This is a genomic window from Bradyrhizobium sp. WBOS08 (assembly GCF_024585125.1).
Taxonomy (GTDB): domain Bacteria; phylum Pseudomonadota; class Alphaproteobacteria; order Rhizobiales; family Xanthobacteraceae; genus Bradyrhizobium; species Bradyrhizobium japonicum_B.
In genome coordinates this window covers 997,470-1,023,570 of record NZ_CP028988.1, presented here as the reverse complement: position 1 = coordinate 1,023,570, position 26,101 = coordinate 997,470, and the positions used below count along the sequence as shown (strand labels likewise).

The 26,101-nt window shown below is 65.1% G+C and carries 24 protein-coding genes; 13 read left to right on the top strand and 11 right to left on the bottom strand.

Features of this window, described 5'->3' with window-relative positions; translation table 11 throughout:
* Positions 1 to 830 precede the first annotated feature (830 nt).
* Positions 831 to 3,293 (top strand): bifunctional diguanylate cyclase/phosphodiesterase, encoded by a 2,463-nt coding sequence (locus tag DCM80_RS04980; RefSeq protein WP_257195993.1) that lies wholly within the window; start codon positions 831 to 833, stop codon positions 3,291 to 3,293.
* Here DCM80_RS04980 and DCM80_RS04975 read toward each other — a convergent pair.
* Both DCM80_RS04975 and DCM80_RS04970 read right to left on the bottom strand, forming a co-directional pair.
* Positions 3,279 to 4,547, bottom strand: coding sequence for a serine hydrolase (locus tag DCM80_RS04975; protein ID WP_257195992.1), 1,269 nt, complete (start codon positions 4,545 to 4,547; stop codon positions 3,279 to 3,281). The genes DCM80_RS04980 and DCM80_RS04975 overlap by 15 nt on opposite strands.
* A 63-nt stretch (positions 4,548 to 4,610) precedes the next feature.
* Complete coding sequence (locus tag DCM80_RS04970; RefSeq protein WP_257195991.1) at positions 4,611 to 5,174, bottom strand: nitroreductase; 564 nt, start codon at positions 5,172 to 5,174, stop codon at positions 4,611 to 4,613.
* Between the two features lie 163 nt (positions 5,175 to 5,337).
* Here DCM80_RS04970 and DCM80_RS04965 point away from each other — a divergent pair, with 163 nt between their 5' ends.
* Together DCM80_RS04965 and DCM80_RS04960 are read left to right on the top strand one after the other, a co-directional pair.
* A complete protein-coding gene (locus DCM80_RS04965; protein ID WP_257195990.1) occupies positions 5,338 to 5,640 on the top strand; it encodes a type II toxin-antitoxin system HigB family toxin in 303 nt (100 codons plus the stop codon).
* Between the two features lie 10 nt (positions 5,641 to 5,650).
* On the top strand, positions 5,651 to 6,022 hold the full coding sequence (locus DCM80_RS04960) for a type II toxin-antitoxin system HigA family antitoxin (RefSeq protein WP_028137210.1): 372 nt from the start codon (positions 5,651 to 5,653) through the stop codon (positions 6,020 to 6,022).
* A gap of 6 nt (positions 6,023 to 6,028) precedes the next feature.
* Here the strand turns inward: DCM80_RS04960 and thrS are convergent, their stop codons facing one another.
* Positions 6,029 to 8,071, bottom strand: a complete 2,043-nt coding sequence (gene thrS, locus DCM80_RS04955) for a threonine--tRNA ligase (protein ID WP_257180639.1) — start codon at positions 8,069 to 8,071, stop codon at positions 6,029 to 6,031.
* 186 nt (positions 8,072 to 8,257) lie between these two features.
* On the opposite strand from thrS, the gene DCM80_RS04950 reads away from it, so the two are divergent.
* Positions 8,258 to 9,430: an MFS transporter gene (locus tag DCM80_RS04950; RefSeq protein ID WP_257195989.1), complete on the top strand. Its 1,173-nt coding sequence runs from the start codon at positions 8,258 to 8,260 to the stop codon at positions 9,428 to 9,430.
* A gap of 90 nt (positions 9,431 to 9,520) precedes the next feature.
* Complete coding sequence (locus DCM80_RS04945; protein ID WP_028137207.1) at positions 9,521 to 9,889, top strand: hypothetical protein; 369 nt, start codon at positions 9,521 to 9,523, stop codon at positions 9,887 to 9,889.
* Between the two features lie 175 nt (positions 9,890 to 10,064).
* Here the strand turns inward: DCM80_RS04945 and DCM80_RS04940 are convergent, their stop codons facing one another.
* A complete protein-coding gene (locus tag DCM80_RS04940) occupies positions 10,065 to 11,336 on the bottom strand; it encodes an alpha/beta hydrolase (RefSeq protein WP_257195988.1) in 1,272 nt (423 codons plus the stop codon).
* Between the two features lie 354 nt (positions 11,337 to 11,690).
* On the opposite strand from DCM80_RS04940, the gene DCM80_RS04935 reads away from it, so the two are divergent.
* Complete coding sequence (locus tag DCM80_RS04935; protein WP_257195987.1) at positions 11,691 to 13,058, top strand: APC family permease; 1,368 nt, start codon at positions 11,691 to 11,693, stop codon at positions 13,056 to 13,058.
* Between the two features lie 2 nt (positions 13,059 to 13,060).
* Positions 13,061 to 14,275, top strand: coding sequence for a hypothetical protein (locus DCM80_RS04930; protein ID WP_257195986.1), 1,215 nt, complete (start codon positions 13,061 to 13,063; stop codon positions 14,273 to 14,275).
* On the opposite strand, the gene DCM80_RS31230 is transcribed toward DCM80_RS04930, so the two are convergent.
* Positions 14,276 to 14,500 (bottom strand): hypothetical protein, encoded by a 225-nt coding sequence (locus tag DCM80_RS31230; protein WP_306594635.1) that lies wholly within the window; start codon positions 14,498 to 14,500, stop codon positions 14,276 to 14,278. It abuts the gene before it with no gap.
* Between the two features lie 87 nt (positions 14,501 to 14,587).
* Complete coding sequence (yidD, locus tag DCM80_RS04920) at positions 14,588 to 14,926, bottom strand: membrane protein insertion efficiency factor YidD (RefSeq protein WP_257195985.1); 339 nt, start codon at positions 14,924 to 14,926, stop codon at positions 14,588 to 14,590.
* Between the two features lie 229 nt (positions 14,927 to 15,155).
* Between yidD and DCM80_RS04915 the strand changes: the two genes are divergently transcribed.
* A complete protein-coding gene (locus DCM80_RS04915; RefSeq protein WP_257195984.1) occupies positions 15,156 to 16,049 on the top strand; it encodes a hypothetical protein in 894 nt (297 codons plus the stop codon).
* A gap of 113 nt (positions 16,050 to 16,162) precedes the next feature.
* Here the strand turns inward: DCM80_RS04915 and DCM80_RS04910 are convergent, their stop codons facing one another.
* Positions 16,163 to 16,618, bottom strand: coding sequence for an iron-sulfur cluster assembly scaffold protein (locus DCM80_RS04910; RefSeq protein WP_126257965.1), 456 nt, complete (start codon positions 16,616 to 16,618; stop codon positions 16,163 to 16,165).
* A 254-nt stretch (positions 16,619 to 16,872) separates the two neighbouring features.
* Between DCM80_RS04910 and folE the strand changes: the two genes are divergently transcribed.
* The 4 genes from folE (at position 16,873) to DCM80_RS04890 (ending at position 20,606) form a co-directional block, all read left to right on the top strand.
* On the top strand, positions 16,873 to 17,562 hold the full coding sequence (gene folE, locus DCM80_RS04905; RefSeq protein ID WP_257195983.1) for a GTP cyclohydrolase I FolE: 690 nt from the start codon (positions 16,873 to 16,875) through the stop codon (positions 17,560 to 17,562).
* 24 nt (positions 17,563 to 17,586) lie between these two features.
* Entirely contained in the window at positions 17,587 to 18,009 is a 423-nt protein-coding gene (gene hisI / locus DCM80_RS04900) for a phosphoribosyl-AMP cyclohydrolase (protein WP_257195982.1), read from the top strand.
* A 113-nt stretch (positions 18,010 to 18,122) separates the two neighbouring features.
* Positions 18,123 to 19,142, top strand: a complete 1,020-nt coding sequence (locus DCM80_RS04895) for a lytic transglycosylase domain-containing protein (protein ID WP_257195981.1) — start codon at positions 18,123 to 18,125, stop codon at positions 19,140 to 19,142.
* A gap of 288 nt (positions 19,143 to 19,430) precedes the next feature.
* Positions 19,431 to 20,606 (top strand): DUF2336 domain-containing protein, encoded by a 1,176-nt coding sequence (locus DCM80_RS04890; RefSeq protein WP_257195980.1) that lies wholly within the window; start codon positions 19,431 to 19,433, stop codon positions 20,604 to 20,606.
* 194 nt (positions 20,607 to 20,800) lie between these two features.
* Here the strand turns inward: DCM80_RS04890 and DCM80_RS04885 are convergent, their stop codons facing one another.
* From DCM80_RS04885 to DCM80_RS04875, 3 genes are all read right to left on the bottom strand, one after another.
* A complete protein-coding gene (locus DCM80_RS04885; RefSeq protein WP_257195979.1) occupies positions 20,801 to 21,379 on the bottom strand; it encodes an Hpt domain-containing protein in 579 nt (192 codons plus the stop codon).
* Between the two features lie 29 nt (positions 21,380 to 21,408).
* The gene (locus tag DCM80_RS04880; RefSeq protein WP_011088265.1) at positions 21,409 to 21,954 is read right to left on the bottom strand and encodes a response regulator; all 546 of its coding nucleotides are present in this window, start codon (positions 21,952 to 21,954) and stop codon (positions 21,409 to 21,411) included.
* 99 nt (positions 21,955 to 22,053) lie between these two features.
* Positions 22,054 to 22,833, bottom strand: a complete 780-nt coding sequence (locus DCM80_RS04875) for an NAD kinase (protein ID WP_257195978.1) — start codon at positions 22,831 to 22,833, stop codon at positions 22,054 to 22,056.
* A gap of 242 nt (positions 22,834 to 23,075) precedes the next feature.
* Here DCM80_RS04875 and DCM80_RS04870 point away from each other — a divergent pair, with 242 nt between their 5' ends.
* Positions 23,076 to 24,641, top strand: a complete 1,566-nt coding sequence (locus DCM80_RS04870; protein WP_257195977.1) for a S10 family peptidase — start codon at positions 23,076 to 23,078, stop codon at positions 24,639 to 24,641.
* Here DCM80_RS04870 and DCM80_RS04865 read toward each other — a convergent pair.
* Positions 24,631 to 26,016, bottom strand: coding sequence for a serine hydrolase (locus DCM80_RS04865; RefSeq protein ID WP_257195976.1), 1,386 nt, complete (start codon positions 26,014 to 26,016; stop codon positions 24,631 to 24,633). The two genes, DCM80_RS04870 and DCM80_RS04865, sit on opposite strands and share 11 nt — an antisense overlap.
* Positions 26,017 to 26,101: the final 85 nt, after the last annotated feature.

Below are 26,101 nucleotides of genomic sequence, written 5' to 3'. Positions count from 1 at the left end.
CGGCGCGAAGGGTTTCGCAGGGCGGGCAACCGTGAGCGAGGGTGTCGCGCACACGACCGGTGCGATCGGCGTACGGCAAAATCGTGTGGTCCTGGCGCCCGCAGGCTGGCGTCAAGTCTTTGCGGTGATGTGGCGGCCCAACCGGGCACGCGCATCAGCTATCCGAGAAGGCGACGGGGGCAATAGTGCAACGCTCCCCGGGGAGAGCACGACATAAGCCGTAAAGCCACTGCGCAGGGAAGGCCGGGATGTCCTGGCTACACCTGTATGCCACTGTGCAAACTTCTTACCACAACTTCGCACAGTGGACCTCGGGTGCCAGCGGGCTCCCGGTCTTCCCTGCGCCTTCTTCCGATCGAGGGCGATGAGATCAAGCAAAGCTCGGGCGACATGCGCCGCGAGGCTGCCTGCGCATGTGTGCGACTTGAGTTGCGCGCCACGAACGCGATCTCGTAGGGTGGGCAAAGCGAAAGCGTGCCCACGATCCGTCTCCGAATTCGCGAAGAATCGTGGGCACGGCGCTTTGCGCCTTTGCCCACCCTACGGCACCGCCGCCGGATCTGCACCGGAGCATCGCAATGACGGCGCGGAAACAGCGCGCGCCAAACTCCCCTCTCGTGCCCCGGACGCGCCGCAACGCTCTTCGCGTTGCTGCGCGTCCGGCACACGACGCTCGCCTTCGCACCACAGTCACAGTCACTAACGCGCACTAACCAACACCCGACTTAAAAGTGTCATAATCGCCGAACGGAACCCGCGCTTGCGCGCTCTTTACATGTCGTTAAGTGCGCCTGCATTGGATGCGCCGGCAAAGTGCGTTGGGGACTGCCATGGATGCTGCGAGGAAAGTGCCGGGAAAACCGGCCGCCGAAATGTTCGACGACATCCCGGTGCTTCAGCGCAAATGGCATGCCGCGTTGAAGCCGGGCGACCGACTGCCGCGCTACGAGGACGTCATGCTCGGCAGTCTTGGCCGGCTCGCCGATCACATCGCGATCTTGAAGAACGACGGCGCGCTTGAACTGTCGCGGAGCGGACGTTACGTGCAAAAATGGCTCGGCGATGAGCGCTGGGACATTGCCGTCGCCGAATTGTCGCCGGATTGCGCCACGGCGCTGTCGGAAGCAGCGACCAGCGCGCTTGCCAACGGGCGGCCGCACCGGGCCAGCGCGCATTGCGTGCGCGACGGCATGGTGCGGACCTACGACGTGCTGGCGCTGCCGACGGCCTCGCGCTGGGGCGCCACGCTGGTCGGCGCCTATGTCAACGAGCGCGGTGCGCAGTACAATCTGCTGGACGCGATCTTCGCCTCGACCGACGACGCGGTGATCTCGCTGGCCACCTTGCGCGATGCCGGCGGCAAGCCGTTCGATCTCCAGGTCGTGCATCACAACAACAGCGCGAGCACGCTGCTGAAAGTCGCGACCGGCAGCCTGTTGTGGCGGCGAATCGGCGAGGGGGCGACGCTGCTGGCCCTGCCCGAGATCATGGACTTTCTGCTCAAGACCCTCGCCGGCGGCCGCGGCGAGCAGCTCGAGATCGAGAGCGAGGGCCGGCACCTCCGTCTCGGTGCCACGGCCTTCGCCGACGTGGTTTCGCTGACGATCTCCGATGTCACCGCGCTGAAGCGGCGCGACGCCTCCTTCCGCCTGCTGTTCGACAACAACCCGATGCCGATGTGGGTGTTTGATGCCGAGACCAGGCAATTCCTCGGCGTCAACGACGCCGCGGTCCAGCATTACGGCTACAGCCGCGCCACCTTCCTGCGCATGAAGCTGCACGAGATCTGGCCGGAGGACGAGTGGGACAGCCACGCCGAGGCGCTCGAACGCCTCGGCGAAGCCTATCATTCCTCGCGCAACTGGCGGCACCTGCGCGCCGACGGCAGCGAGATCGAGGTGCTCACCTTCGGCCGCCGCGTCGCCTTCGACGATCGTGACGGTTATCTGGTCGCGGTGGTCGACATCACCGAACGGCGCAAGGCCGAGGCTCGCATCGCGCACATGGCCCACCATGACGGGCTCACCGACCTGCCGAACCGCGAATATTTCCGGGAGCGGCTGAAGCAGGCGCTGGACCAGGCCGGGGACAAGCGCGTCGGCGTGCTCTACATCGATCTCGATCTGTTCAAGAACATCAACGAATCATTCGGCCACCCCGTGGGCGACCGCCTGCTCAAGGAGGTCGCCGGACGCCTGACCAAGGCGGTCCGCGGCCCCAATCTGGCGGCCCGGCTCGGCGGCGACGAGTTCGCGGTGATCCTCGGCGCCGACGTCTCGCCGAACGAGGCCAGCGCCTGCGCTGGCCTGCTGATCGACATGCTGAAGGCGCCGTATGACATCGACGGTCAGGAGATGGTGATCGGCGCCAGCATCGGCATCGCGCTGTCGCCCGGCGACGGCACCACGCCCGAGGAGCTGATGCGAAATGCCGACATGGCGCTGTACCGGGCGAAGTCCGACGGCGGCGGCGTGCACCATTTCTTCGAGCGCGAGATGGATCTGCAGGCGCAGAAGCGCCGCGACATGGAGCTGGACCTGCGTCGCGCGTTCGCCAATGGCGAGTTCGAGCTGCACTACCAGCCGCTGGTGACGATCGCATCCGACCGCATCTCCGGCTTCGAATCGCTCTTGCGCTGGCGTCATCCGGACAACGGCATGATCTCGCCGGCGGAGTTCATTCCTGTCGCCGAGGACATCGGCCTGATTACACAGTTGGGGGAGTGGGTGCTGCGCGAAGCCTGCGCCGAGGCCGTCAAATGGCCTGGCGACATCAAGGTCGCGGTCAATCTGTCGCCGGCGCAATTCCGCAGCCGCAACCTGGTGCAGGTCGTGATCTCGGCGCTGGCGCAGTCCGGCTTGTCGCCGCGACGGCTGGAGCTCGAAATCACCGAGTCGATCTTCCTGGCCGAGACCGATACCAATCTGGCCATCCTGCATCAACTGCGCGAGCTCGGCGTCGGCATTTCCATGGACGATTTCGGCACCGGCTATTCCAGCCTGAGCTATTTGCGCAGCTTTCCGTTCGACAAGATCAAGATCGACCGTTCCTTCGTAAAAGATCTGGCGGAGCGGCCCGATTGTGGCGCGATCGTGCGCGCGATCTCCGGCCTCGGCCGCAGCCTCAACATCACCACGACTGCGGAGGGCGTCGAGACCGAGGACCAGCTCGATTGGCTGCGCGCCGAAGGTTGCAACGAAGTGCAGGGGTTTCTGTTCAGCGCGGCGCGGCCCGCGGCCGAGATCGCAAGGCTGCTCGCCGATTTCGGTCGGCGCGCCTCACGGGCGGCGTAGCGCCTCGGGATAGCTATCGTAGACCAGCGCCTTGAACGCGGGCGTGATGCGGCCGCGCTCGGTCTGGGTCTGCTGCATCATGACGTAGACCATGTCGAGCTTGGGATCGACGCCGAAATAGGTGCCGCTGCCACTGTCCCATTTCAACTCGCCGAGCGAGCCCGGCGGCGGCGGTTTTGCGTTGCCGGGATCGGTCCGTACCGCAAGGCCATAGCCATAGCCGAACCCGTCGCCCGGAAAATAGAAGTAATCGCGTCCGACGCCGGAGCCGGGCCCGATGTGATCCGTCGTCATCGCCTTGAAGGCGGCCGGACTCAGATAGCGCTTGCCTTCGAATTCGCCGCCGTTGAGCAGCATCTGCGCGAAGCGCTGATAGTCGGTGATGGTCGAGAGCAGGCCGCCGCCGCCGGACTGCCACTCGGGATGGTCGAGACGCTCGCGCTCGCCGGCGAGCAGGATGAAATCGTTCGGCAGCGGCCGCGCCATCCGCGCCAGCTCGGCCTCCGTCGCCAGCGCGAACTTGGTGCTGGTCATGCCGAGCGGATCGAAGATGCGTGCTTTCAGGAATTCGTACAGCGTCTGGCCCGAGACGATCTCGATGACGGCGCCGAGCACGTCGGTGGAATGGCCGTAGCGCCACAGCGTTCCAGGTTGCCGGGCTAGCGGCAGTTCTGCGATGCGATCGGCGAATTCCCTGTTGTTGAAGTGACCCCTGAAAATGTTGGCCATCTTGTAGGCGTGCTCGACCCACTGGCTGCCGATGTAATCGTAGCTGATGCCCGAAGTATGCCGCAGCAGATCCTCGATGTTGACGGGGCGGGCCGGTGGGTCGAGGTCCAGCTCGACCATGCCGCCGGGCAGGGTCACCTCGCGGCCCACCTTGGTACCGGCGAACAGCGGGACGTATTTCGACACGGGGTCGGTGAGCGCGAGCTTGCCCTCGTCGATCAGCATCATCGCGCCGAGGCACGTGATCGGCTTGGTCATGGAATGGATCGCGAAGATCGTATCAGGCGTCATGGCGAGGCCCGTCCTGGTGTCGCGCACGCCGAAGGTCTTGAGATAGATCGGCTTGCCGTGCTGCTGCACCAGGACCACGGCGCCCGGCAGGCGGCCGCTCGTCACCTCGTTGTCGAAGAATGCCGTGATGCGGTCGAGCCCGCCCGGCGACGGGGCGGGGATGTCGGCGGAGCGGCCTTGCGCCGCCGTGCCGGCGAGCATCGCGGCCCCGACCAGAAATTCACGGCGTCTCATCGGGCCTTCCTCCCTCGGCGGGATCAAAGCCGCAAGATGCCGGAAGGGTCAACACGCCATCGACTAAAAACGCGTCACGATTTCCGAAAGGAACGGTCGCGGACGGTCTTCGCTCGGCTTGGTCGGCGTGCCGATATGGATGAAGCCGGCGAGCTTCTCATCCGGCTTGAGGCCGAGGCCGTCGAGCACGTCGCGATCGAACGCGAACCAGCTGGTCAGCCAGCAGGCGCCGTAGCCGAGCGCGGTCGCGGCCGTGACGATGTTCATGGCGCTGGCGCCCGCCGACAATTCCTGCTCGAACGCCGGCACCTTCGGGTGCGGCTTCGTGAAACTGACGATGCCGATCACCAGCGGTGCATCCATCAGGCGCTTGCGCTCGGTCTCGACGTCAGCCGCCGGCGCGCCGGGATTCTTCCGCGCAAAGACTTTTGCGATCACCTCGCCGGCGCGCTGGCGGGCCTCGCCCTCGAACACGATGAAGCGCCAGGGGGCCAGCTTGCCGTGGTCGGGCACGCGCGCCCCGATGGTGAGGATCGTCTCGAGCTCGGCCGGAGAGGGGCCGGGCCCGGTCATCTCGCGCGGCTTGACCGAGCGGCGCGTCTTCAGGAGTTCGATGGCGTCGGGCACTGTGGCGTCCTTATGGCTTACTATTCTCGTGGCTTGCTATTCTCGCCCGGAGATAGGTCCTGCGGAAGACGAATGGAAGGGATTTTAGAGGGATTATGGGGTCCGCTGGCGTCCTGGTCAGAAAGTTATGGTCCCAAGTTGGGACTATGTTAAGATGAATTGAATGAGGGTCATAGCGCTCAGCAGGATCAAGGCTTTTCTCGATCGGACGAGCGGGGTCTCCGATGCCCGCGAACCCCTGATGGCTTGGTTTCGGCAGGTAAACCAGGCCGATTGGGCGAAGCCAGCGGACGTCAAGCGAGATATCGGAACCGCTAGTATTCTCAGGGATGGCCGTGTCGTCTTCAATGTCGCGGGCAACAAATATCGCGTCGTGGTCTGGATCAACTACCCATACCGCGTGGTCTATATTCGTTTTGTCGGAACGCACCGGCAGTACGACGCAATCGATGCGCAAACCATTTAGAAGGTCGATGATGGAGATCGCGCCAATCAAGTCTAACCGGGATTATCGTCGCGTCCTCAAGGAGATCGAGACGTTGATGAATGCGCGCCGGAACTCGCCCGAGGGCGATCGGCTGGACGTACTTGTGACGCTTGTGGAGGCGTGGGAGCGGAAGCATTACCGCCTGGACCTTCCGGACCCGGTCGAAGCCATCAAGTATCATATGGAGCAGAGCGGCCTACAGCCGAGAGATCTGATTCCCTTCATCGGCAGCCGCAACCGGGTTCACGAGGTGCTCAACCGACGGCGCGAACTGACACTCAGCATGATCCGACGCCTGCATGAGGGGCTCGGCATTCCTGCCGAGTCCCTCATTAAAGTCGGGCAAGACAGAGCCGCTTGAGCGCCGTCAGAAGGCGCCACGCGCCCGCCGGACATCCGGCGGGGTTGCCTCGTCGACCAGCGCGGCGATCGCCTCGGCGGTCGTCATCACCTTCTGACCGTCGCTGCCGAGCCGGCGGACCGAGACCGAATGCGTCTCGGCCTCTTTCTTGCCGACCACGAGCAGCGCCGGGATCTTGGCCAGCGAGTGCTCGCGGACCTTGTAGTTGATCTTTTCGTTGCGCAGGTCGATCTCGACCCGCAAGCCGGCGCGCCGTGCCTGCTCCAATACCACCTTGGCGTATTCGTCGCCTTCCGAGGTGATGGTCGTGACCAGCGCCTGCACCGGAGCCAGCCAGAGCGGGAAGTTTCCGGCATAGTGCTCGATCAGGATGCCGATATAGCGCTCCATCGAGCCGCAGATCGCGCGGTGCACCATCACCGGCGGCTTCTTGCCGCCGTCATGGTCGATGTAGAACGCGCCGAACCGCTCCGGCAGGTTGAAGTCGACCTGCGTGGTGCCGCACTGCCAGTCGCGGCCGATGGCGTCGCGCAGCACGTATTCGAACTTCGGCCCGTAGAAGGCGCCTTCGCCCGGATTTATCTCGGTCTTGATGTGGTTGCTCTGCGACTGGATCTCGCGCAGCACCGTGGCCATCACGCGTTCGGCGTGATCCCACATCTCGTCGGTGCCGACGCGCTTTTCCGGCCGGGTCGACAGCTTCACGGTGAGATCGCCGGTGAAGCCGAAATCGGCATAGGTCGACAGGATCAGATCGTTGATCTTCAGGCATTCCTCGGCGAGCTGGTCCTCGGTGCAGAAGATGTGCGCATCGTCCTGAGTGAAGCCGCGCACGCGCATCAAGCCGTGCATGGCACCCGACGGCTCGTAGCGATGCACCACGCCGAACTCGGCGAGGCGCAGGGGGAGGTCGCGGTAGCTCTTGAGGCCGTGCTTGAAGATCTGCACGTGGCCGGGGCAGTTCATCGGCTTGAGCGCGAACCAGCGCTTGTCCTCGGCCTCGTCGCCGGCCGACTGCGCCGCGAACATGTTCTCGCGGTACCAGCCCCAATGGCCCGAGGTCTCCCACAGCACCTTGTCGAGGATCTGCGGCGCGTTGACCTCGCTGTAATCGCCGGTCAGGCGGCGGCGCATATAGGCGATCAGCTGCTGGAAGATGGTCCAGCCCTTCGGATGCCAGAACACGACGCCCGGACCTTCCTCCTGGAAATGGAAGAGGTCGAGCTCGCGCCCGAGCTTGCGATGGTCGCGCTTTTCGGCCTCCTCGATCTGCTTGAGGTAGGCGTCGAGATCCTCCTGCTTGGCGAAGGCGGTGCCGTAGATGCGGGTCAGCATCGGGTTGTTGCTGTCGCCGCGCCAATAGGCGCCGGCCACCTTCATCAGCTTGAAGGCGTTGCCGACCTTGCCGGTCGAGGTCATGTGCGGGCCGCGGCAGAGATCGAACCAGTCGCCCTGGTAATAGATCTTGATCGGCTCGGTGCCGGGAATGGCATCGACCAGCTCGACCTTGAACGCCTCGCCCTTGTCGCGAAACACCTGCTTGGTCTTTTCGCGGTCCCAGACTTCCTTCGTGAAGGGTTTGTCGCGCGCGATGATCTCGCGCATCTTCTTCTCGATCGCGGCAAAGTCTTCCGGCGTGAACGGCTCGTTGCGGAAGAAGTCGTAGTAGAAGCCGTTCTCGATCACGGGGCCGATGGTGACCTGCGTGCCCGGCCACAGCGTCTGCACGGCTTCGGCCAGCACGTGGGCGCAATCGTGGCGGATCAATTCGAGCGCGCGCGGATCGTCGCGACCAACGAGCTCGATCCTGGCGTCGTCCTCGATGGGATCGTTGAGGTCGGTGAGCACGCCGTCGAGCGCCATCGCGACCGTGCGCTTGGCCAGCGACGGCGAGATGCCCTTGGCGATGTCGAGGCCGGTGATGCTCTTGTCGTATTCGCGCCGGGCGCCGTCGGGGAAGGTGAGGGTGACCTTGGCGGCGGGGGTCACGGGCTTGAGATTGGACAGGCTGTACTGGAAGCCGGACTCGGACTTGGGCTGATCGGTCATTGCTTTTCTCCTGAGGCTCACTCCTGCGAACGAGCGCAGGTAAGCGGGAACGAGCGATATATCAGGCGATTCGGCCTGCGCAATCCGGCAATTCCAAGAAAGTGGCGCGCAAAAGCCGAGACGGCGCTTCAACTATTTGGCCGCGTGCCCTTTGACTTGCCGCGGGGCTGCTCTACATGCAGTTGCATGAAAAATCCTCCCGTTGCCGGCCGTTTCGCGCCGACCGCCCTGATGCTTGGCAATCTGGTCACCGGCTGCTCCGTGCTTGCCCCCGCGGGCATGCTGCCGGAATTGGCTGGGGGACTCGATGTCAGCATTCATGCCGCCGGGCTGCTGATCACCTTCGGCGCGGTGACGCTGTGCATCGGCTCGCCGCTGACGGCCTGGCTCACCAGCCGCATCGAACGGCGGACGCTGCTCAGCGCGACGCTCGCCGTGCTGGCTTTGGGCAATCTCGCCTCGGCCTTTGCCCCCGATTACACCAGCCTCCTCGTCATCCGCCTCGTCATGCTCGCGGTCGGTGCGCTCTACACGCCGCAGGCCGCCGGCACGGCGGCGCTGATCGTCCCGGCCGAGCGGCGCGGCAGCACCATCGCCTATGTCTTTCTCGGCTGGTCGCTGGCTGCCGCCGTCGGTCTTCCGCTGATCACCTTCATTGCCAGCCGCTATGGCTGGCGGGCAGCCTATGGCGAGATCGGCGTGCTCGGTTGTCTCAGCTTCGTGCTGTTGCTGCTGCGCTTGCCGGCGGGCTTGCAGGGAGTGCCGGTGGATTTGAAGACCTGGCGCGAGGTCGGCCGCGACACGACGATTCTGCTGCTGCTTGCGATCACCATGCTGCATATGTCCGGCCAGTTCGTTATCTTCACCTACATGGGCCCGCTGCTCAACAAGCTCACCGGCGCCGGCCCCGATGCGATCAGCACGGTGTTCGCGCTCTACGGCATCTGCGGCTTCCTCGGCGTCGTCATCGCCACCCGCATCGTCGACACCTGGGGGCCCTATCGGACCTCGCTGCTGTTCACCTGCCTGCTGCTGACGGGGGTCACAGGCTGGGCGATCGGCGCCGGGACGCTTGCCTTCATGACGTGCGGGGTTGCGATCTGGGGCCTCGGCTTTGCCTCGACCAATTCGATGCAGCAGGTCCGGCTGGTCGCCGCCGCGCCGTCGCTGGCATCGGCGACCGTCGCGCTCAACACCTCCGTCCTCTATATCGGCCAGGCGGTCGGCTCCGCCATCGGCGGATTGTTGTTCGCCCGCGGGCTCCTGCACACGCTCGGCTTCGTCGCCGTCGGTTTCGTCGCGCTGGCGCTGATCCTGGTGGTCCTGACCCGGCCGCATCAAGCCGCTGTCACGGCCTGACTTTCGCGCCTGGCGTGCGCAAGGTGCTTGGCAAACAGCGCGCGAGAGGGCTAGAACGCCGGTCATGGGGACCAAAGAGAGTTGACTGAAATGAGGATGATTCTGGCGGTTGCCGCGGTGCTCTATTCAGCCTCCGCGTTCGCGCAAGCCGACAAGCCACCGATGGTCGGGGACAAGCCCTTGGTGCAGGTCAAGCCCAAAGGGACCAAGGAGGCGACGGCAACGGCGCCGAAGGGCAAGCCGCAATCGATCGCCGTGCGGCTCCAGGCCTGTCTCGAGATCGACGACGGCACCAAGGACCGCCTCAATTGCTACGACGCCGTGATGCCGCCGGCCCCGAAGCCGAAGCCTGCGAAGGCCAAGGGCTACGCCGATTGCCGGTTCTTCAAGGAAGAGGACGAGCGGCTGACCTGCTTCAACGGTTTTGCCGAGAGCATTCCGAAGCTGCCCAAAAACTGATGTCAATAACTGATGTCAAGAACTGATGCTGCGGGACATGCTCAGTTGCCGATCCGGCTGAGCAGCCGCAAGGCTAAAGCATGATCCGGAAAAGTGCGAAGCGGTTTTCCGAATAGATCATGCTTGAGACAACAACCTAAAGCGCGATGACGATTCAGCCTAATCGCATCGCGCTTTAGCGGCTGGATGCCACGCGCGTCAGCGCCAGCGACGGCGTCGCCGCCATCTTCACCAGCACGTCCTTGAGCGGATCCTGCGTCCAGGCGCGGGTGACATAGTCGCGATGGGTGATGCCGTCGGCGGTCTCGACGAACACCACGCTGCCTGGACGGAGCGGCTGATCCATGTCCTCGGCGACGCTGATGCCCTTTTGACGGAGCATGTTCATCAGCTCGCGGTCGCGCCGCGCGGTGTGGCGGGTATAGGCGCTGACGAAGAAGCCGGAGCGGTGGTTTTCGATCCAGGACGCGAACTTGTCCAGTTCGCCATAGACGGCATCGAGCAGCACGACGCCGCGGACGCGCTCGCTGATGCCGCCGACCTCCAGGCTCCAGGCCGTCGGCAGGAAGCCGCCGCTATAGCCGACGATCACGATCGGCATGCTGGCAAAGGCGCGCGCGCCGTTGGGATCGCCGGTGACGCGGGCGAGATGCTCGGCCGATTCAGCCATGAAGCGCTTGAAGCCGCCCGGTTGCCAGAACTTGCCGGCACTGGAATCGGCGGCATCGACCGCCATCTGCGGAGCGAGCAGCACGGCATTGGCGCCGGAATTGGTGATCTGCTTCGGCACCAGCTGGCGGTCGCGCACGTCACGTTCGAGCGTTGCGCCGTTGCCGTGGAAGAACACCACGATCACACCCGGCTTGCGCGCGTCGAAATGCTCAGGGATGTGCATCAGGACGCGGCTGTCGTTATAGGTCTCGTCCTGCCAGAACACGCGACCCGAATAGCTGCGGTGGCCGCGGCGGTCGCCCTTGGCAATGTTGAGGAACGGTGCGTCGGAGGCGGGGTTGTTGCCGAAATAGGGAAAGGCCGACGACTTCATGCTGACCAGGGTCGTCAGGCCCTCGCGCGCGGGGCGCTTGTAGGGGACCTGCGGCTCCAGCGAGGCGACTTTGTAAGGTGCCTGCTCCGGCGGCTGCTGCTGCACAGCGTGCTTGGGCGAGAAATCCGACATCTGCCGCTGCAGGAGACTCTCGCTTGCGGACGGAAAGCGCTCCCTGAACTGCGGGGCCGGGAAGCGATCCTCGAACGTGTCGCCACTCGCCACCTTCTGGCTCGTCTTCGCAACGATCTGGACGTTCGCCTGCGAGTTCGCCGCGAGCGCGGCCGGGTTCGGTGCCTTGCCGCATTGAACCAGCGTCAGCGATAGCGGCACCAAGGCTGAGATCAGGCCGAGTCGGAGCGCACGACCGCGCGCATCGGAGGGGGTCCGATCGGCACGCATGTCAGCTCTCGATTTCGGAACGGCCCCGACCATCCACCCATGACCCCAAAGTCACGTCCACTCGGCAATTTCGATACAATTGAGCCGACCGGCGTTTAGGCGACGTTAAGCGTCCGGAGAAACTTCCCCACATCCGGAACGCTCAAAAGGATCATGCAATCGTGTCCTGATTGTGGGGAGGGTGGACGGGGTTTTCCGGGGCTTATGCCGCTTTTTCTCTCGGCTATGGAAATAGCGGTGCTCAAGTACCCCATTTCCGTTGCCTCATTTAACCCTTGTTAACCCTGCTTGAATTGACTGGGCCAAACTGCACGATGCGCCCGCGAGGCACCACGCCTCAGGTTAAGGACCCCGATGACGGCATCAGATGCGGGAACCGAACCCTGGACTGGCCGGCTGACCGGAAGCGGGACAGGGGTCTCGGTTCTGGTCGCGACCGCCATCGTCGTGGCCGACATGATCGGGGTCGGCGTCTTCACCAGCCTCGGCTTCCAGGTCAAGGATATCCCGTCCGGGTTCTCGATCCTGCTGCTGTGGACCGTCGGCGGCATCGTCGCGCTATGCGGGGTGTTCGCCTACAGCGAGCTCGGGGCGATGTTTCCGCGCTCGAGCGGCGAGTACAATTTCCTCGGCCGTGCCTATCATCCGGCGTTCGGCTTTCTCGCCGGCTGGGTGTCGGCGACGGTGGGCTTCGCAGCGCCGGTCGCACTTGCCGCGATGGCGTTCGGCGAATACGCCAAATCGGTCGTGCCCGATCTGCCGCCGATCCCGCTCGCCATCGCCGTGGTGTGGCTGGTCTCGCTGGTGCAGCTGACCGGCGTGAGACACTCCTCGACCTTCCAGCTGATCGCGACCATCATCAAGGTCGCGTTGATCGTCGCATTCCTGGTCGCCGGCTTCGTCATCGGCGTGCCGCAGCCGATCACCTTCACGCCGCAGCCGGGTGATCTCGCCCACATCGTCAGCGCGCCGTTCGCGATCGGGCTCGTCTTCGTGATGTATTCGTTCTCCGGCTGGAATGCCGCGACGTACATCATTGGCGAGATGAACATGCCACAGCGGAATCTGCCGCGCGCGATGCTGGCGGGGACCCTGATCGTGCTCGTGCTGTATGTCGCGCTGAACGCGGTGTTCCTCTATTCCACGCCGATCGGTGCGCTCGCCGGCCAGCTCGATGTGGCCAGTGTTGCCGGCACCGCGATCTTCGGCAGTCTCGGCGGCCGCATCGTCGGCGCGATGATCTGCGTCGGCCTGGTCTCCTCGATCTCCGCGATGATGTGGATCGGCCCGCGCGTGATGATGACGATGGGGGAGGACATTCCGGCCCTGCGCGTGTTCTCGAAGCGATCGACCAGCGGCGCGCCGGCCTATGCCATCCTGTTCCAGCTCGCGGTCGCGACGCTGCTGCTGTTCACGCGCAGCTTCGAGGCGGTGCTCGACTTCATCCAGTTCGCACTGTTGTTCTGCTCGTTTTTCACGGTCGCCGGCGTCATCAAGCTGCGCATCACCGCCCCCGATCTGCCAAGGCCCTATCGCGCCTGGGGATACCCGTTCACGCCCCTGGTTTTCCTGCTCGTGACCGCGTTCATGATGTACTACCTCTTGACCGAGCGGCCGGTGCAGTCGCTCTCGGGGATGCTCGTCATGCTGTCGGGCCTGTTGATTTATGCCGTTTTCCGCAGGCGGCCGGTCGCCGCTGGCAATTCACACACTCGCGAATAGATATGTTTCGACCCCTCAGAATTGCAGCCGCCGCTCTTGCCCTGCTGGCTGCGGCCGTCTCGTCCGCCCGCGCCGCCGACGTCACCTTCGATGACACCGCGCGCTTCCTCGCGGGCATGCAGCCTTCGGCGGACTCGCCGCTGCTGCCGCTGACAAAGGAGCCGGGATGGCAGCGCCATGCCAAGTTCTTCGACGGCGCCTTCGCCCAGCTCGAACAGCGCCAGCTCTCGAAGATCCGCGATTGGGCCGACGTCAATCTCGCCGCGCCCCGGCCGACCATGTTCTACATGTTCAGCGGCCCGGATTTCCTCTACGCCGACGCCTTCTATGCCAAGGCCAGCACCTACGTGCTCGGTGCGCTGGAGCCGGTCGGTGCCGTGCCCGATTTGACGCGGCTGCCGCGCAGTTCGATCAGCGCCGCGCTCTACAATGTCGAACGTTCGCTCGGCTCGATCCTGAGCTTCTCGTTCTTCATCACCAAGCAGATGAAGGTCGACCTGCACGCCAATCAGGTCAACGGCACCTTGCCGATCCTCTATGTCTTCCTGGCGCGCTCCGGCAAGACCATCCGCAACGTCGAGATGGTCGCGCTCGATGCCAAGGGGGGTATGCATGCCGCTGGCGACAATCCGGGACCGAACGCCGCCCATGGCGTCCGCATCACCTTCGCCGGCAGCGACGGCGAGGCGCGCACGCTGTATTATTTCTCCACCGACCTTTCCAATTCAGGCGCGCGCAACACCGGCTTTCTGAAATTCTGCGAGACGCTGGGGCCGGGCAACAGCCTGCTCAAGAGCGCGTCCTATCTCCTGCACTCCGGAAACTTCACTGTCGTCCGCGACTGGCTGCTCGCCAACAGCGCCACCATCATCCAGGACGATTCCGGCATTCCACTTGCCAATTACGGCGCACGGCAGTGGCGGTTCTTCCCGTTCGGCCGCTATCTCGGGCCGATCGGCGAATTCCCCGGCCGCTACCAGGAGCGCTACGCCGAGCTGTTCACACGGGCCCAGCCGATCGACTTCGGCGTCGGCTACCGCTGGCGCAAGCACGAGTCGAATTTATTGCTGGCGGTGAAAGTGCCGGGGAGCGAAACGCTGCCAAGCGGGGAGGCGACCTCGTCGGCCGAGCCGGCGCCGAAGCCGCCGCGTCCGAAACGGCTGCGACCGCCCGAGTCGATCCCGCCGCAGTCCGGGCGCTTCTACTGGTTCCGATGATTACCAGTGCACGCTCTGGCTCGGTACGATGAACGCCGTCGTGCTTGGCGGCGTCGCAAGGCTCGATGCCAGGTACCAGCCCGAGCCGAGCACGAGCGCCAGCAAGGCGACGATCGCGAGCAGGTCCATGGTACGGGGGTCGTGGTGCCGCCTGGAGCCGCGGGCGGGCCAAAGCCTAGTGTGAATAAGCCTGGCGTGAAGATGAGGGCTGATTTTCCAGCGCATTGTTGTTTCCTCCCCAAGGGAGCGTCAAAACAACGCGGGAGCAAAGTCCAAGGTTCCAGTCAGGCGCCCGGCAACGCAATCGCAAGCTCAGGGCGCATTGACGCCGCGCCATCGGCCATAGCGCCATGGCAGGTACCAGTGCGCGCCTTGCGGTGCGGTCAGCGGCACGTTGTCGATGCCTGATGTGCCGAAGGGATGGCAGCGCAGCAGCCGCGCCAGCGTCATCCAGCCGCCGGCCCACAGCCCGAACCGTTCGATCGCTTCGTCGCCATAGACCGAGCAAGTCGGCAGATGCCGGCAATTGTAGCCGACCAGGGGCGACAGCGTGTGCCGGTACAGCCAGATCAGCGCTCGGCCGAATCTGCGTGGCAGCCGAAGCGCCCCTTCGACTGAGCTGGAACAATGCCCGCAGGCTGAATGCTTCATGTGCGCGGTGCTGCGATGTTAAGCGAGGTGTTGCACGGTTCCAATGCGAGGAACTGTAAGCTGTTGTTTGCGCGCCATATTTTGCATGCTTTTTGGGAGCAGTGCAGCAAGTACCTATGGACGATCTGTATTCCCCCGGATACCATTTTTGTGACGTTCGTGTGTAGACTCATCGGACGCAAAACGGGGCTTGCCTGAATCGCCTCTGGGGCTTGGGGAAGGGACCAGTTTGAAAGTTCTGAAGTCGCTCAATCTTCGCGGCTGGTTGCTGGTGGGAACCGCCGTGTGTGGAGTCGTGCTGGCTGGCGCCGTCGCGACACTCGGGTCGTCGGCCCGAGCGGGTGGCGCGCTCGAAGAGCGCAAGCTGCCGATGAAGTTCGGCTGGGTCGCCTGCGAGCCGAACTGCCGCGGCTGGGTCAGCGCGGTCGGTATCATCACCGCCGACACCCCCAAGGCTTTCGAAGAATTCTCTCGCGGACGTCAGCTCGGCGGCGCCACCGTGGTGCTCGATTCCAGCGGCGGTTCCGTCAACGACGCGATCACGCTCGGCCGGCGCTTCCGCAATCTCGGCCTGCTGACCACGGTCGGCGTCAGCCTGCGCGGCGGGCAGTCGGCCCACCCGGCGGTCGCGCCCGAGGCCTACTGCGAATCCATGTGCGTGTTCCTGCTGCTGGCCGGCAAGAAGCGCTACGTGCCTGAAGCCGCCCATGTCCGCGTCCACCAGATCTGGATGGGCGACCGCGCCGACGATGCCAAGGCGGCGAGCTACAGCGCCCAGGACCTGATGATCGTGGAGCGCGACATCGGCCGGCTCGCCAAATACACCTTCGACATGGGCGGCACCGGCGATCTGCTGTCGCTCGCGCTCAGCGTTCCGCCCTGGGAAGATCTGCACGAGCTGGATGCCGGCGAGCTCAAGGTCACCAATCTGGTAACGACCGATCTCGTCGCCGACGTGCTGCCGCATGTGGACATCTCCGCACCTGCGATGGCGGGGCTTGCCCCGAAGACGCAGGCAAGGTTCGGCGAGGAGCCGGAGCAGCCGTCCAAGTCGACCAAGACGGCGGAAGCCGTGGTGCCGACGGGCGGTGTGGCCGCGTCGGTTGCGCCGACGCCGAAGTAAGATTCTTCGCCGTCATTCCGGGGCGTCGCAAAGCGACGAACCCGGAAACCAGATGTTAAAGCGCAAGATTCCAAGTTCGCGCTGACGCGCGCCCCGGAATGACATCGATGGGCTCAGCCCTGTGCCGCAGCCGGCTGCTTGGCTTTGGCCTCGATCTGACCGATCGCGTCAACCACGGCATCGAAGGTCAGCAGCGTCGAAGCATGACGCGCCTTGTAGTCGCGGACGGGCTCGAGGAACTTGATCTCCTCCCATTTGCCTTCCGGAGGCGCACCGTTCTCCTTCAGCATCTTGCGAACAGTCTCGCGTAACTCACGGAGTTCGCTTGCAGTCGAGCCGACAACCCGACTTGCCATGATGGATGAAGAGGCTTGTCCGAGTGCGCACGCCTTCACGTCATGGGCGAAGTCCGTGACGGTGTCCCCGGTCATCTTGAGGTCGACCTTGACGGTCGAGCCGCACAGCTTGGAGTGGGCAGTGGCGGAGGCATCGGGGTCCGGCAGCCGTCCGAGGCGCGGAATATTGCCGGCCAACTCGATGATCCGCTTGTTATAAATGTCGTTCAGCATGTGATGGAGTCCAGCGCGTCCATGTCCGTTTCGGCACCCGATCGGCCTTGGCGGGCGTCGTCCAGGGTCCTATATAGGGTCGGAACTGGTGGAAATACAGTCCGGCGGTACGAGGCGGTGATCCAGATTCATGCCGTCGGCGTTTTGAGCTCGGGACCCATTCCGCCGAAACTGTTCTCTTCAGGCGTCCGGCGGCTTGGCCGCCCCGTCTGCCGGTGACACTCCGGCCCTCAAGGCCGTCGAACGGAGTCGATATGGACGCTGCAATCAAATCCATCCGCCCGGGCAAGCCCTCTGACCGGCAGCCCGAGAGCCGACCGGCCGAGCTTGATCCCGCTGAATTCCTCGCGGCCGCCGTCCGCGCCGACCAGCCGCGCCCGGCGCGCGCCGAGGCGGAAGCGGCGGTGAAGACGCTGCTCGCCTATATCGGCGAAAACACCGAGCGCGAGGGCCTGCTCGACACACCGCGCCGCGTCGTCGAGGCTTTCGACGAGCTGTATCAGGGCTATCACCAATGCCCGGCCGAGGTGCTCGACCGCACTTTCGGCGAGACCGCCGGCTATGACGATTTCGTGCTGGTGCGCGACATCGAGTTCACCTCGCAGTGCGAGCATCACATGATGCCGTTCTACGGCAAGGCCCATATCGCCTATACGCCGGTGGAGCGCGTCGTCGGCCTGTCCAAGCTCGCGCGTCTCACCGACATCTTCGCCCGCAGGCTCCAGACCCAGGAGCACCTGACGGCGCAGATCGCGGCTGCGATCGACGAGGTGCTCAAGCCGCGCGGCGTTGCGGTGCTGATCGAGGCCGAGCATACCTGCATGTCGGTGCGCGGCGTCGCCAAGCACGGCGCCTCCACCTTCACCAGCCGCTTCACCGGCATGTTCCGCGACAATCCGGCGGAGCAGGCCCGTTTCCTGTCCCTGGTGCGAGGCGCGCGCTGACCTCGCGAATGGATCGGCAAGGTCGTGTCCGCTCACTCCCATGAGATCGAGGAAGGCCTGTCCTTCCAGCCCCGCTTCGATGCCAGCGGGCTGGTGACGGTCGTCGCCACCGACGTCGCCACCGGCGACGTTCTCATGGTCGCGCACATGAACGAGGAGGCGCTGCGCAAGACGATCGCGACCGGCGAGGCCTGGTACTTCAGCCGCTCGCGCAAGGCCTTGTGGCGAAAAGGTGAGACGTCGGGTCAGACCCAGCGCGTGATCGAGATGCGAACCGATTGCGACCAGGACGCGGTCTGGATCCGTGTCGAGCAGATCGGGGCGGCCTGCCACACCGGGCGGCGGTCGTGCTTCTATCGCAAGGTCGAAGGTGGGGGCGGAGGAGCCAAGCTGGTCTTCGCCGATGCGGAGCGGCTGTTCGATCCGAACGCGGTCTACAAGAAGTAGCTCGCTGTCGTTCATCCCTCGATTAACCCCGCATTAACCATACCTGTCCCACGGTGAAACGATGGGACGGTCCGAATTGCCGGCGTCCCTCAACGCCGCGCGGGCGCTTCATCATGGCGATCGACAATTTCAGTGCCACGCAAACGGCCGGTCTCGATCCGGCGCGGGCGCGCGTCGCCGGTGCGATCAAACAGGCCTCGAACGTCGCCGGCGTCAGCTTCCAGTACATGCTGACCACCGCCAAGATGGAATCGGATTTCAATCCCACGGCAGGCGCCACCACCTCGTCCGCGCATGGGCTCTACCAGTTCATCGACCAGACCTGGCTCGGCACCGTGAAGGAGGCCGGCACGCAACTCGGCTACGGCAATTATTCCGACGCCATCACCAGGACGTCGTCGGGCAGCTACACCGTCGATGATCCCGCGATGAAGCGGTCGATCATGAAGCTGCGCGACGACCCACAAGCCGCTTCCAGCATGGCGGCGGCGCTGACGCAGTCGAACGGCTTCAAGCTGACCGGCCTGCTCGGGCGCAGACCGAGCGACAGTGAGCTCTACATGGCGCATTTCATGGGCGTCGGAGGCGCCGCGAAACTGATCGCCAATGCCGAGGACAATCCGCAAGCGGTCGGCGCGCGGCTGTTTCCGAACGCAGCGTCCGCCAACCGTTCGATCTTCTACACCAGGGACGGCCGCGCCCGCAGCGTCTCCGAGGTCTATTCGGTGCTGGACGCGCGCTATGCCAGCGCGGCCAATTCGAAAGTGACCCGCAGCGCGATGGCGATGTATGGCGGCACGCCGTCGACCACGGAGGTCGCGAGCGCGAACGGTGTGCAGCCGACCGCGCCGATTGTCGACAATGCCGCCTATCTCCAGACCTTCCCGAATACACGTGCGGCGACTCCTGTCGGTGCGATATCGCCCACGACGGTCGCGGACAATGCGCCGACCACACCGGTCTTCCGCTCGATCTACCAGCCCGGCGACACCACGCAGCCGGTCTCGACCACGGTGCAGAAATTGTGGGGCAATAACGCCTCGCTGACATCAGTCGCCTCAGCTGCGCCCGACGTGCGTCCGCCGCAACCGCTCGATCTCTTCAGCGATCGCAGCGGCACGTTCAGCAGCTAATTCTCGGGCCGTGTCCCGGACAAGGCGCAGCGCGTGAGCGTTGCGCCGCAGAGCCGGGATCCATGCTGCGCGCATCTCGCTCAGAGATTCTAGGCCCCGGCTCAGCAGCGCATCACTTCGTGCTGCGCTGCGTCCGGGGCACGCGAGCCGAAGCGCCCTTGTTCCCTTAATAAATCCTCAATAAAACCAGCCAGTTATGGTGAACGCTTTGTTAAGCGTCGTGGTTTATTTTGGGTTGCAGGTGACGAGCCGTCACCCCTTTCGTTTGTTGTGTAAGCCGGAAGCAGCATGATTGTTCGGCAGTTCATTAATTGGATCAGGACGGCGTCCGCCGGCGAGCGGGCCGAGGCAACGCGGGCGTTGGCCCGGGCCTGGCTGATCTCAGACCTTTCGGCAGAGGACCGCATCGCCGCCGAAGGCGCGCTGTTGATGCAGCTCGACGATGCCTCGCCCTTGGTGCGGCAGGCGATGGCCGAGGCGTTTGCGCGCAGTCCGGACGCGCCTGCATCGATCGTGCGGGCGCTGTCGGCGGACCAGCCGAGCGTCGCGCTGCCGGTGCTCGAACATTCCCCGCTGCTGATCGACGCCGATCTCGTCGACATCGTTGCAACCGGCAACGACGAGGTGCAATGCGCGGTCGCCCGCCGCATCGCGCTGCCGGTCTCGGTCTGCGCCGCCATCGCCGAAGTCGGCTGCGCGGCGGCAGCGCTGGAGCTGATCGAAAATCCCCATGCCGAGCTTGCGCCGTTCTCCTGGAATCGCATCGTCGAGCGCCACGGCCATCTCGCGGCGATCCGCGAGGCGATGCTGGTGCTGGACGACCTGCCGTCCGCAACCCGCGCCGCGCTGGTGGCCAAGCTCTCCGAGACACTGGCGCAATTCGTCGTGGCGCGGAACTGGCTGAGCGCCGACCGTGCCGATCGCATCACGATCGAGGCGCGCGACCGCTCCACCATCAACATCGCGGCGCGCTCGCGCGGCGAGGACATGCAGGGCCTGGTGCATCATCTGCGCGTCACGGGCCAGTTGACCGCCGGCCTGATCCTGCGCGCGCTGTTGTCGAGCAATCTCGGTCTGTTCGACGCGGCGCTGGCCGAGCTTGCCGATCTGCCGCTGGCACGCGTCACCGCGCTGCTGCACGACCGCGGCGGCAACAGCCTGCATGCGCTGCTTAGGCGCGCCGGGCTGCCCGAGGCGACGTTTGCGGCGTTCCAGGTCGCGCTCGATGCCTGCCACGAGCAGGGCTTTGTCGACAGCGACGACGGCGCGGCACGGCTGCGCCGCCGCATGGTCGAGCGCGTGCTCACCCATTGCGAGACCGACCGCGGCGCCACCGAACCGCTGATGGTCCTGCTGCGCCGCTTCGCCACGGAATCTGCTCGCGAAGAGGCGCGGCTGTTCTGCGACGAGCTGGTCGCGGACGATGCAATTGATCCGCTGTACGACGATCTGATCGCGGCATAGCGCGATGCCGTAGGGTGGACAAAGGCGCAAAGCGCCGTGCCCACCGCCTCTCAGTTTGATCCGGGATGAATCGTGGGCACGCTTCGCTTTGCCCACCCTACGAAGCTGATCGCAATGATGGAGCCGGGCCTCCAGCCACCGTCATTGCTTCGTCGCAAGTGCTGCTCGTAATGACGGGGAGAGGGCGGGAGGCCTTACTCTCCCGGCACGATGCTCGGCGCCAGGATCACCTCGAGGTGCTCGGGGCGGTCGCGGTTGACGTGTGCGAGATAGTCGTCGGCGATCTTGCGCAGGCGGCGGCTGAGCTCGGCGGAGACGCTGATGCTGTCGAGCCTGGTGTTCTCGTGCACGATGGCGAGGATGGCGTTGATGTGGTGCGTGAACAGCTCGGCCGGGACCTTTGCCAGGTCAGGCGCGTGCTCGATGACGCGGCACAGGCTCTCGGCAATTCCCGCCGCGGCCGGATAGCCGAACGTCACGGCGTCGCCCTTGATGTCGTGGGCGGCGTGAAACAGCTCGTCGCGCCTTTCCTTGGTGAAGCCGTCATTGCGGATGGCGACATAGGCGGCCGACAGACGGTTGACCTCGGTCGTCATCCAGTCCTTGAACTCGCCGGAAAGGCCCGCCAGCGCCTGCTCGGCGCGGCCGACCGGATCGTCCAGGTCCTTCTCGTCGACGCGGCGCAGAACCTTGCGCAGCGGGTTGGGCTGCGTGATGATCTGATGCGTGGCGAAGGCCTTGACCTCGATGTCCTTTGCGCTGTTCTTCGCCATGATCTCTGCCTCGCCTGAAGACGCCTGCGCTAGATGGTGGAGCGGGCCTTGTCGAGCAGCGAGGGCTGCTGCAGCACCTCGTGCTTTTCGCCGACGCGGCGCTCGGGACCCATATAGGCGGAATTGGTGTTGCGGCGCCGGTCCGGCCCGAAATAGGTCTTGGTCTTGATGAAGGGGCGGGGATTGGCGACCACGTTGAGGATGCGCTGATAGAGCCCCTTGGCCGAGATCGGCTTGGCCAGGAATTCGGTGACGCCGGCATCGCGCGCCACGGTGACGCGGCGCTTCTCGGAATGGCCGGTCAGCATGATGATGGGGGCGTAGGGGTTGCCCTTGGATTCCGGCTGCCGGATCATCTGCGCGAGCTCGAGCCCGTCGAAGATCGGCATCGCCCAGTCGGTGATGACGATGTCGGGCACGTAATGGCTGTACATCTCCAGCGCCGTGGCGCCGTCCTCGGCTTCATAGACTTCGCGCGCGCCGAAGGAATGCAGCAGCGTGCGCAGGATGCGGCGCATGTGCGGATTGTCGTCGCAGACGAGGAAGCGCAGCTTGTTGAAGTCGATACGGAACATGACGCCCGGGCCAAAAGCGGTCAACCTTCGTTAACCATATCGCGCCGGAGGTTAACGAAGGGTTGCGGCCGCGGTGCGGCGGCGGGCCGAGAGGTGGTTCTAGTAGCCGAACTGCTCGCGCAGGATGCGCTCTTCCAGGCTGTGGCCGGGGTCGAACAGCATGCGCATCGAGATGGTCTTGTCGGACAAGACCTCGACCCGGCGGACGTCGCGCACTTCGTCGTGGTCGGCGACCGCGGCCACCGGTCGCTTGTCGCCCTCCAGCACCTCGATGACGACATAGGCCGTGTTGGGCAGCAGGGCGCCGCGCCAGCGCCGCGGGCGGAAGGCGCTGATCGGGGTCAGCGCCAGCAGCGCCGCGTTGATCGGCAGGATCGGACCCTGAGCGGACAGATTATAGGCGGTCGAGCCGGCCGGCGTTGCCACCATGATGCCGTCCGCGATCAGCTCGGGCATGCGCTCGCGCTCGTCGATCATGATCCGCAGGCGTGCGGCCTGATAGGTCTGCCGGAACAGGGCGACCTCGTTGATGGCGTGGTGCAGGTGGACCCGGTCGTTGACGTCGGTCGCGCGCATCAGAAGCGGATTGATCTCGGATTCATGCGCAGCCTCGAGCCGTGCGCGCAGATCGTGGGTCGAATATTCGTTCATCAGGAAGCCGACGGTGCCGCGATGCATGCCGTAGATCGGCTTTCCCGTGCGCATGTTCTGGTGCAGCGTCTGCAGCATCAGCCCGTCGCCGCCGAGCGCGACCACGACATCGGCCTCGTTGGGGTCGCAATTGCCGTAGTCCCTGGTGAGCTGGCCGAAGGCGGCCTGCGCCTCATTGCTCGAGCTGGCAACGAAGGCGATCCGGTCGTATCGCTGGGGCTTGGTCATTGGCTTGTCGGACACGGCCGCTGGCTGGAGGAAGTTCCGCCGGGCTCGTCTATACGAGGTTTGGCTGCATTGTCGAGGATGACCGGCTTTCAAGGCAAACGGGCGATTGTCGGTCCAGAGAACAAAACGGGTTGATTTGAGCCCGGCGGGGATGCGCCATCGACCGTGATCCCGCAAACGGTCGCAATTTCTTGCTAGCTTCGGTGCGGCCCGGCGATGACAGCCGGGCAGGGAGAACGATCATGCCCACGATCTTGCCGACGCTGCGACGAACCGGGCTCGTACTGGCTGTTGCGGTGGTCGCATGCGCAAGTGTTGTGCGCGCGGAGGATCCGCCGCAGCCGCGCGCCGAGATGACCGCGCCGGCCGGACAGAAGGGCGGGCGCGGCAGCGCTGCGCAAAGCGGGCCGCAGAGTTCGTCCCCGGCCGAGACGCACCGTCTCCCGCCGGATTCGACCACGAAGCAGACGCTGGAGCTGCCCGGCCGCACCCTCAGCTTCGCGGCGACCGCCGGCTCCATTCGCGTGTTCGACGGCAAGGGCGAGCCGCTGGCCGACATCGCCTATACGTCCTACCAGCTCGACGGCGCCGACCGCGCCACGCGCCCGGTCACGTTCCTGTTCAACGGCGGACCCGGGGCATCCTCGGCATGGCTCCAGTTCGGCGCGGCCGGTCCATGGCGGCTGCCGTTCGATGGCGATGCGCTGTCGCCATCGGCTTCGCCCGAGGTGAAGCCGAACGCGGAGACCTGGCTCGATTTCACCGACCTCGTCTTCATCGATCCCGTCAGCACCGGCTACAGTCGCTTCGTCGCGAGCGGCGAAGACGCGCGAAAATCCTTCTACTCCGTGGATGGCGATGCCAATTCGATCGCGCTCGTGATCCGGCGCTGGCTCGAAAAGCACGAGCGGCTTGCGTCGCCGAAATACGTCGCCGGCGAGAGCTATGGCGGCATTCGCGGCCCGAAGGTCGTGCGCCAGTTGCAGCTCCAGCATGGCGTCGGCGTCCGGGGTTTGATCCTGGTATCGCCGCTGTTGGATTTCCGCGAGTTCACCGGCACCAGCCTCCTGCAATATGTCGCAACGCTGCCGAGCTATGTCGCGGTGGCGCGCGCGGCGAAGGGCCCGGTCAAGCGCGCCGACCTCGCCGACGTCGAGGCCTACGCGCGCGGCGAATTCCTGGCCGACCTCGTCAAGGGCGAGGCGGACAAGGAGGCCACCAATCGTCTGGCCGACAAGGTCGCCGAGCTCACCGGCATCGACCAGGCGGTGAGCCGCCGCCTCGCCGGGCGCTTCGACGTCGGCGAATTCCGCCGCGAGTTCGACCGCAGAGGCGGCAAGGTGACGGGACGCTACGACGGCTCCGTGCGCGGCTTCGATCCCTATCCGGATTCCAGCAGCTCGCGGTTCGGCGATCCCTCGGGCGATGCGCTCCAGGCGCCGCTGACGAGCGCTGCTGTCGACGTGCTCACGCGCAAGCTCAACTGGCGGCCCGACGGCTCCTATGAGGTCCTGAACGGCAGTGTGGAAGGTCACTGGGATTTCGGCCGCGGCATCAACCCGCCGCAATCGGTGTCCGAGCTGCGCCAGATCCTTGCCACCGATGCCAAGCTGAACGTGCTGGTCACGCACGGCCTGTTCGATCTTGCCACGCCCTATTTCGGAACCAAGCGGGTGCTCGATCAACTGCCCGCCTTCGTGACGCAGCGCGTCAAGTTCGTGGTCTATCCCGGCGGCCACATGTTCTATTCGCAGGGCGGCTCACGGCAGGCGTTGCGCAGCGAGGTCGAGCGATTGATCAGGGAGTAGGCCGCCGCTTGCGCGGCGGATAGCGACGGGCGATCTCCTTCGCCACGACGCGCTCCGGCTTCACATTCGCGCCGGCGATCCAGATGTCACTGACCTTGCCGCGCTTGTCGCGGATCCGGCGCACCGGCTCGCCATGGCTGGAATAGCCGGCGGCCCAGGCGAGCTTGCCGCTGTCGCGGCCGGTGACCTCGATCTCGGCGGCATCCATGAACGGATTGTTGAACTGCGGATTGGCGACCAGCACGCGGTTGCCCGCGGCAACGAGGTCGGTCGCGCCCCAGATCGTCCACCAGCGCCCGGTCCAGTCGCGCAGGCGGCGGTCGGGTGCGCCGCGGGTCTTGAAGACGCGCAGGATCTGCATGGCGCCGTCCATCCAGAACGGCGCCGCGCCGTCGATGGAGTTGCTCAGGATGCTGATCGAAAGCTCGCAAGCCGGGATCGCGCAGGTCCGCGAGATGTAGCCCTGAAAGCCGCCGCTATGGCCGAACCAGTCCCAGCCGTCGGTCTTGCCGGCATTGACGCCGAGGCCGTAATAGCCCTCGAAGCTCTGCGGGATGCGCCAGTGATGCCGCGTCATCTCGCGGCGGCTAGCGACGGAGAGCACGCTCTTCCTCGCATTGGGCGCAAGCTGCGCGAAGAAGCGCGCGGTATCGCCGGCGGTGGCAACGAAGCCGGCGGCCGAAGCCATCGCCTGCGCCGGATTGTCTCCGGGGATCACGCAGCGTACGCCCAGCGGAACCTTTCGTGTATGGCCGCGCGCGAAGGAGGCGCCCTTGGGAAGCGGCGCGTCCGGCTCGGTCTCGCGCAGGCCCGCGGGCCCGATGATCTCGCGCTTGATCCAGGCCGAGTAGGGCTGCTCCGTCACCGCTTCGATGACGAGGCCGAGCAGGCCAAAGCCATGATTGGAATATTTGAAGCGGGTGCCGGCCTCGATCGCGGTCGGCAGCTTCAATTCCGCGAGCAGCTCGTTCGCGTCGAGGTAGGGGCGACGGTCGATGAACTGGCCGGAATCGACGCCGTCGCGCGTCAGCCCCGCGCTGTGCGACAGCACCTGCGCGATCGTCGTCTCGGCAACGCGCGGATGCAGGCCGCCGACATACTGGCCGATCGTATCGTCGAGCCGGAGCTTGCGCTGCTCGCGCAGCTTCATGATGCCGGCCGCGGTGAAGCTCTTGGAATGGGAGGCGATGCGGAAGCGGTGGCGCGGGGTGAGCTTCTCGCCGGTGTCGAGATTGGAAAGGCCGAACGCATGCTCGGCGACGATCTCGCCACGATGGGCGAATGCGACCATGACGCCCGGCTGCTGGATTGTCGTCAGTTGGAATTCGATCCAGGAGCCGACGTAGTCGATCGCGGATCGCAGCCACTTGTCCATTGCGCTACCGATTTGCGGGGAGGATTGGTGCGAGAGGCTAGCCGAGAAAGCGGAACGGGCACAACCCGGAAGGTCGTGCCCGTTC

Excerpts from the sequence above, each read along its gene's own strand:
- DCM80_RS04980 (WP_257195993.1), top strand. The coding sequence starts at position 831 with ATGGATGCTGCGAGGAAAGTGCCGGGAAAACCGGCCGCCGAAATGTTC.
- DCM80_RS04975 (WP_257195992.1), bottom strand. The coding sequence starts at position 4,547 with ATGAGACGCCGTGAATTTCTGGTCGGGGCCGCGATGCTCGCCGGCACG.
- DCM80_RS04965 (WP_257195990.1), top strand. The coding sequence starts at position 5,338 with ATGAGGGTCATAGCGCTCAGCAGGATCAAGGCTTTTCTCGATCGGACG.
- DCM80_RS04960 (WP_028137210.1), top strand. The coding sequence starts at position 5,651 with ATGGAGATCGCGCCAATCAAGTCTAACCGGGATTATCGTCGCGTCCTC.
- thrS (WP_257180639.1), bottom strand. The coding sequence starts at position 8,071 with ATGACCGATCAGCCCAAGTCCGAGTCCGGCTTCCAGTACAGCCTGTCC.
- DCM80_RS04950 (WP_257195989.1), top strand. The coding sequence starts at position 8,258 with ATGAAAAATCCTCCCGTTGCCGGCCGTTTCGCGCCGACCGCCCTGATG.
- DCM80_RS04945 (WP_028137207.1), top strand. The coding sequence starts at position 9,521 with ATGAGGATGATTCTGGCGGTTGCCGCGGTGCTCTATTCAGCCTCCGCG.
- DCM80_RS04940 (WP_257195988.1), bottom strand. The coding sequence starts at position 11,336 with ATGCGTGCCGATCGGACCCCCTCCGATGCGCGCGGTCGTGCGCTCCGA.
- DCM80_RS04935 (WP_257195987.1), top strand. The coding sequence starts at position 11,691 with ATGACGGCATCAGATGCGGGAACCGAACCCTGGACTGGCCGGCTGACC.
- DCM80_RS04930 (WP_257195986.1), top strand. The coding sequence starts at position 13,061 with ATGTTTCGACCCCTCAGAATTGCAGCCGCCGCTCTTGCCCTGCTGGCT.
- DCM80_RS31230 (WP_306594635.1), bottom strand. The coding sequence starts at position 14,500 with ATGCGCTGGAAAATCAGCCCTCATCTTCACGCCAGGCTTATTCACACT.
- yidD (WP_257195985.1), bottom strand. The coding sequence starts at position 14,926 with ATGAAGCATTCAGCCTGCGGGCATTGTTCCAGCTCAGTCGAAGGGGCG.
- DCM80_RS04910 (WP_126257965.1), bottom strand. The coding sequence starts at position 16,618 with ATGCTGAACGACATTTATAACAAGCGGATCATCGAGTTGGCCGGCAAT.
- folE (WP_257195983.1), top strand. The coding sequence starts at position 16,873 with ATGGACGCTGCAATCAAATCCATCCGCCCGGGCAAGCCCTCTGACCGG.
- DCM80_RS04895 (WP_257195981.1), top strand. The coding sequence starts at position 18,123 with ATGGCGATCGACAATTTCAGTGCCACGCAAACGGCCGGTCTCGATCCG.
- DCM80_RS04890 (WP_257195980.1), top strand. The coding sequence starts at position 19,431 with ATGATTGTTCGGCAGTTCATTAATTGGATCAGGACGGCGTCCGCCGGC.
- DCM80_RS04885 (WP_257195979.1), bottom strand. The coding sequence starts at position 21,379 with ATGGCGAAGAACAGCGCAAAGGACATCGAGGTCAAGGCCTTCGCCACG.
- DCM80_RS04880 (WP_011088265.1), bottom strand. The coding sequence starts at position 21,954 with ATGTTCCGTATCGACTTCAACAAGCTGCGCTTCCTCGTCTGCGACGAC.
- DCM80_RS04875 (WP_257195978.1), bottom strand. The coding sequence starts at position 22,833 with ATGACCAAGCCCCAGCGATACGACCGGATCGCCTTCGTTGCCAGCTCG.
- DCM80_RS04870 (WP_257195977.1), top strand. The coding sequence starts at position 23,076 with ATGCCCACGATCTTGCCGACGCTGCGACGAACCGGGCTCGTACTGGCT.
- DCM80_RS04865 (WP_257195976.1), bottom strand. The coding sequence starts at position 26,016 with ATGGACAAGTGGCTGCGATCCGCGATCGACTACGTCGGCTCCTGGATC.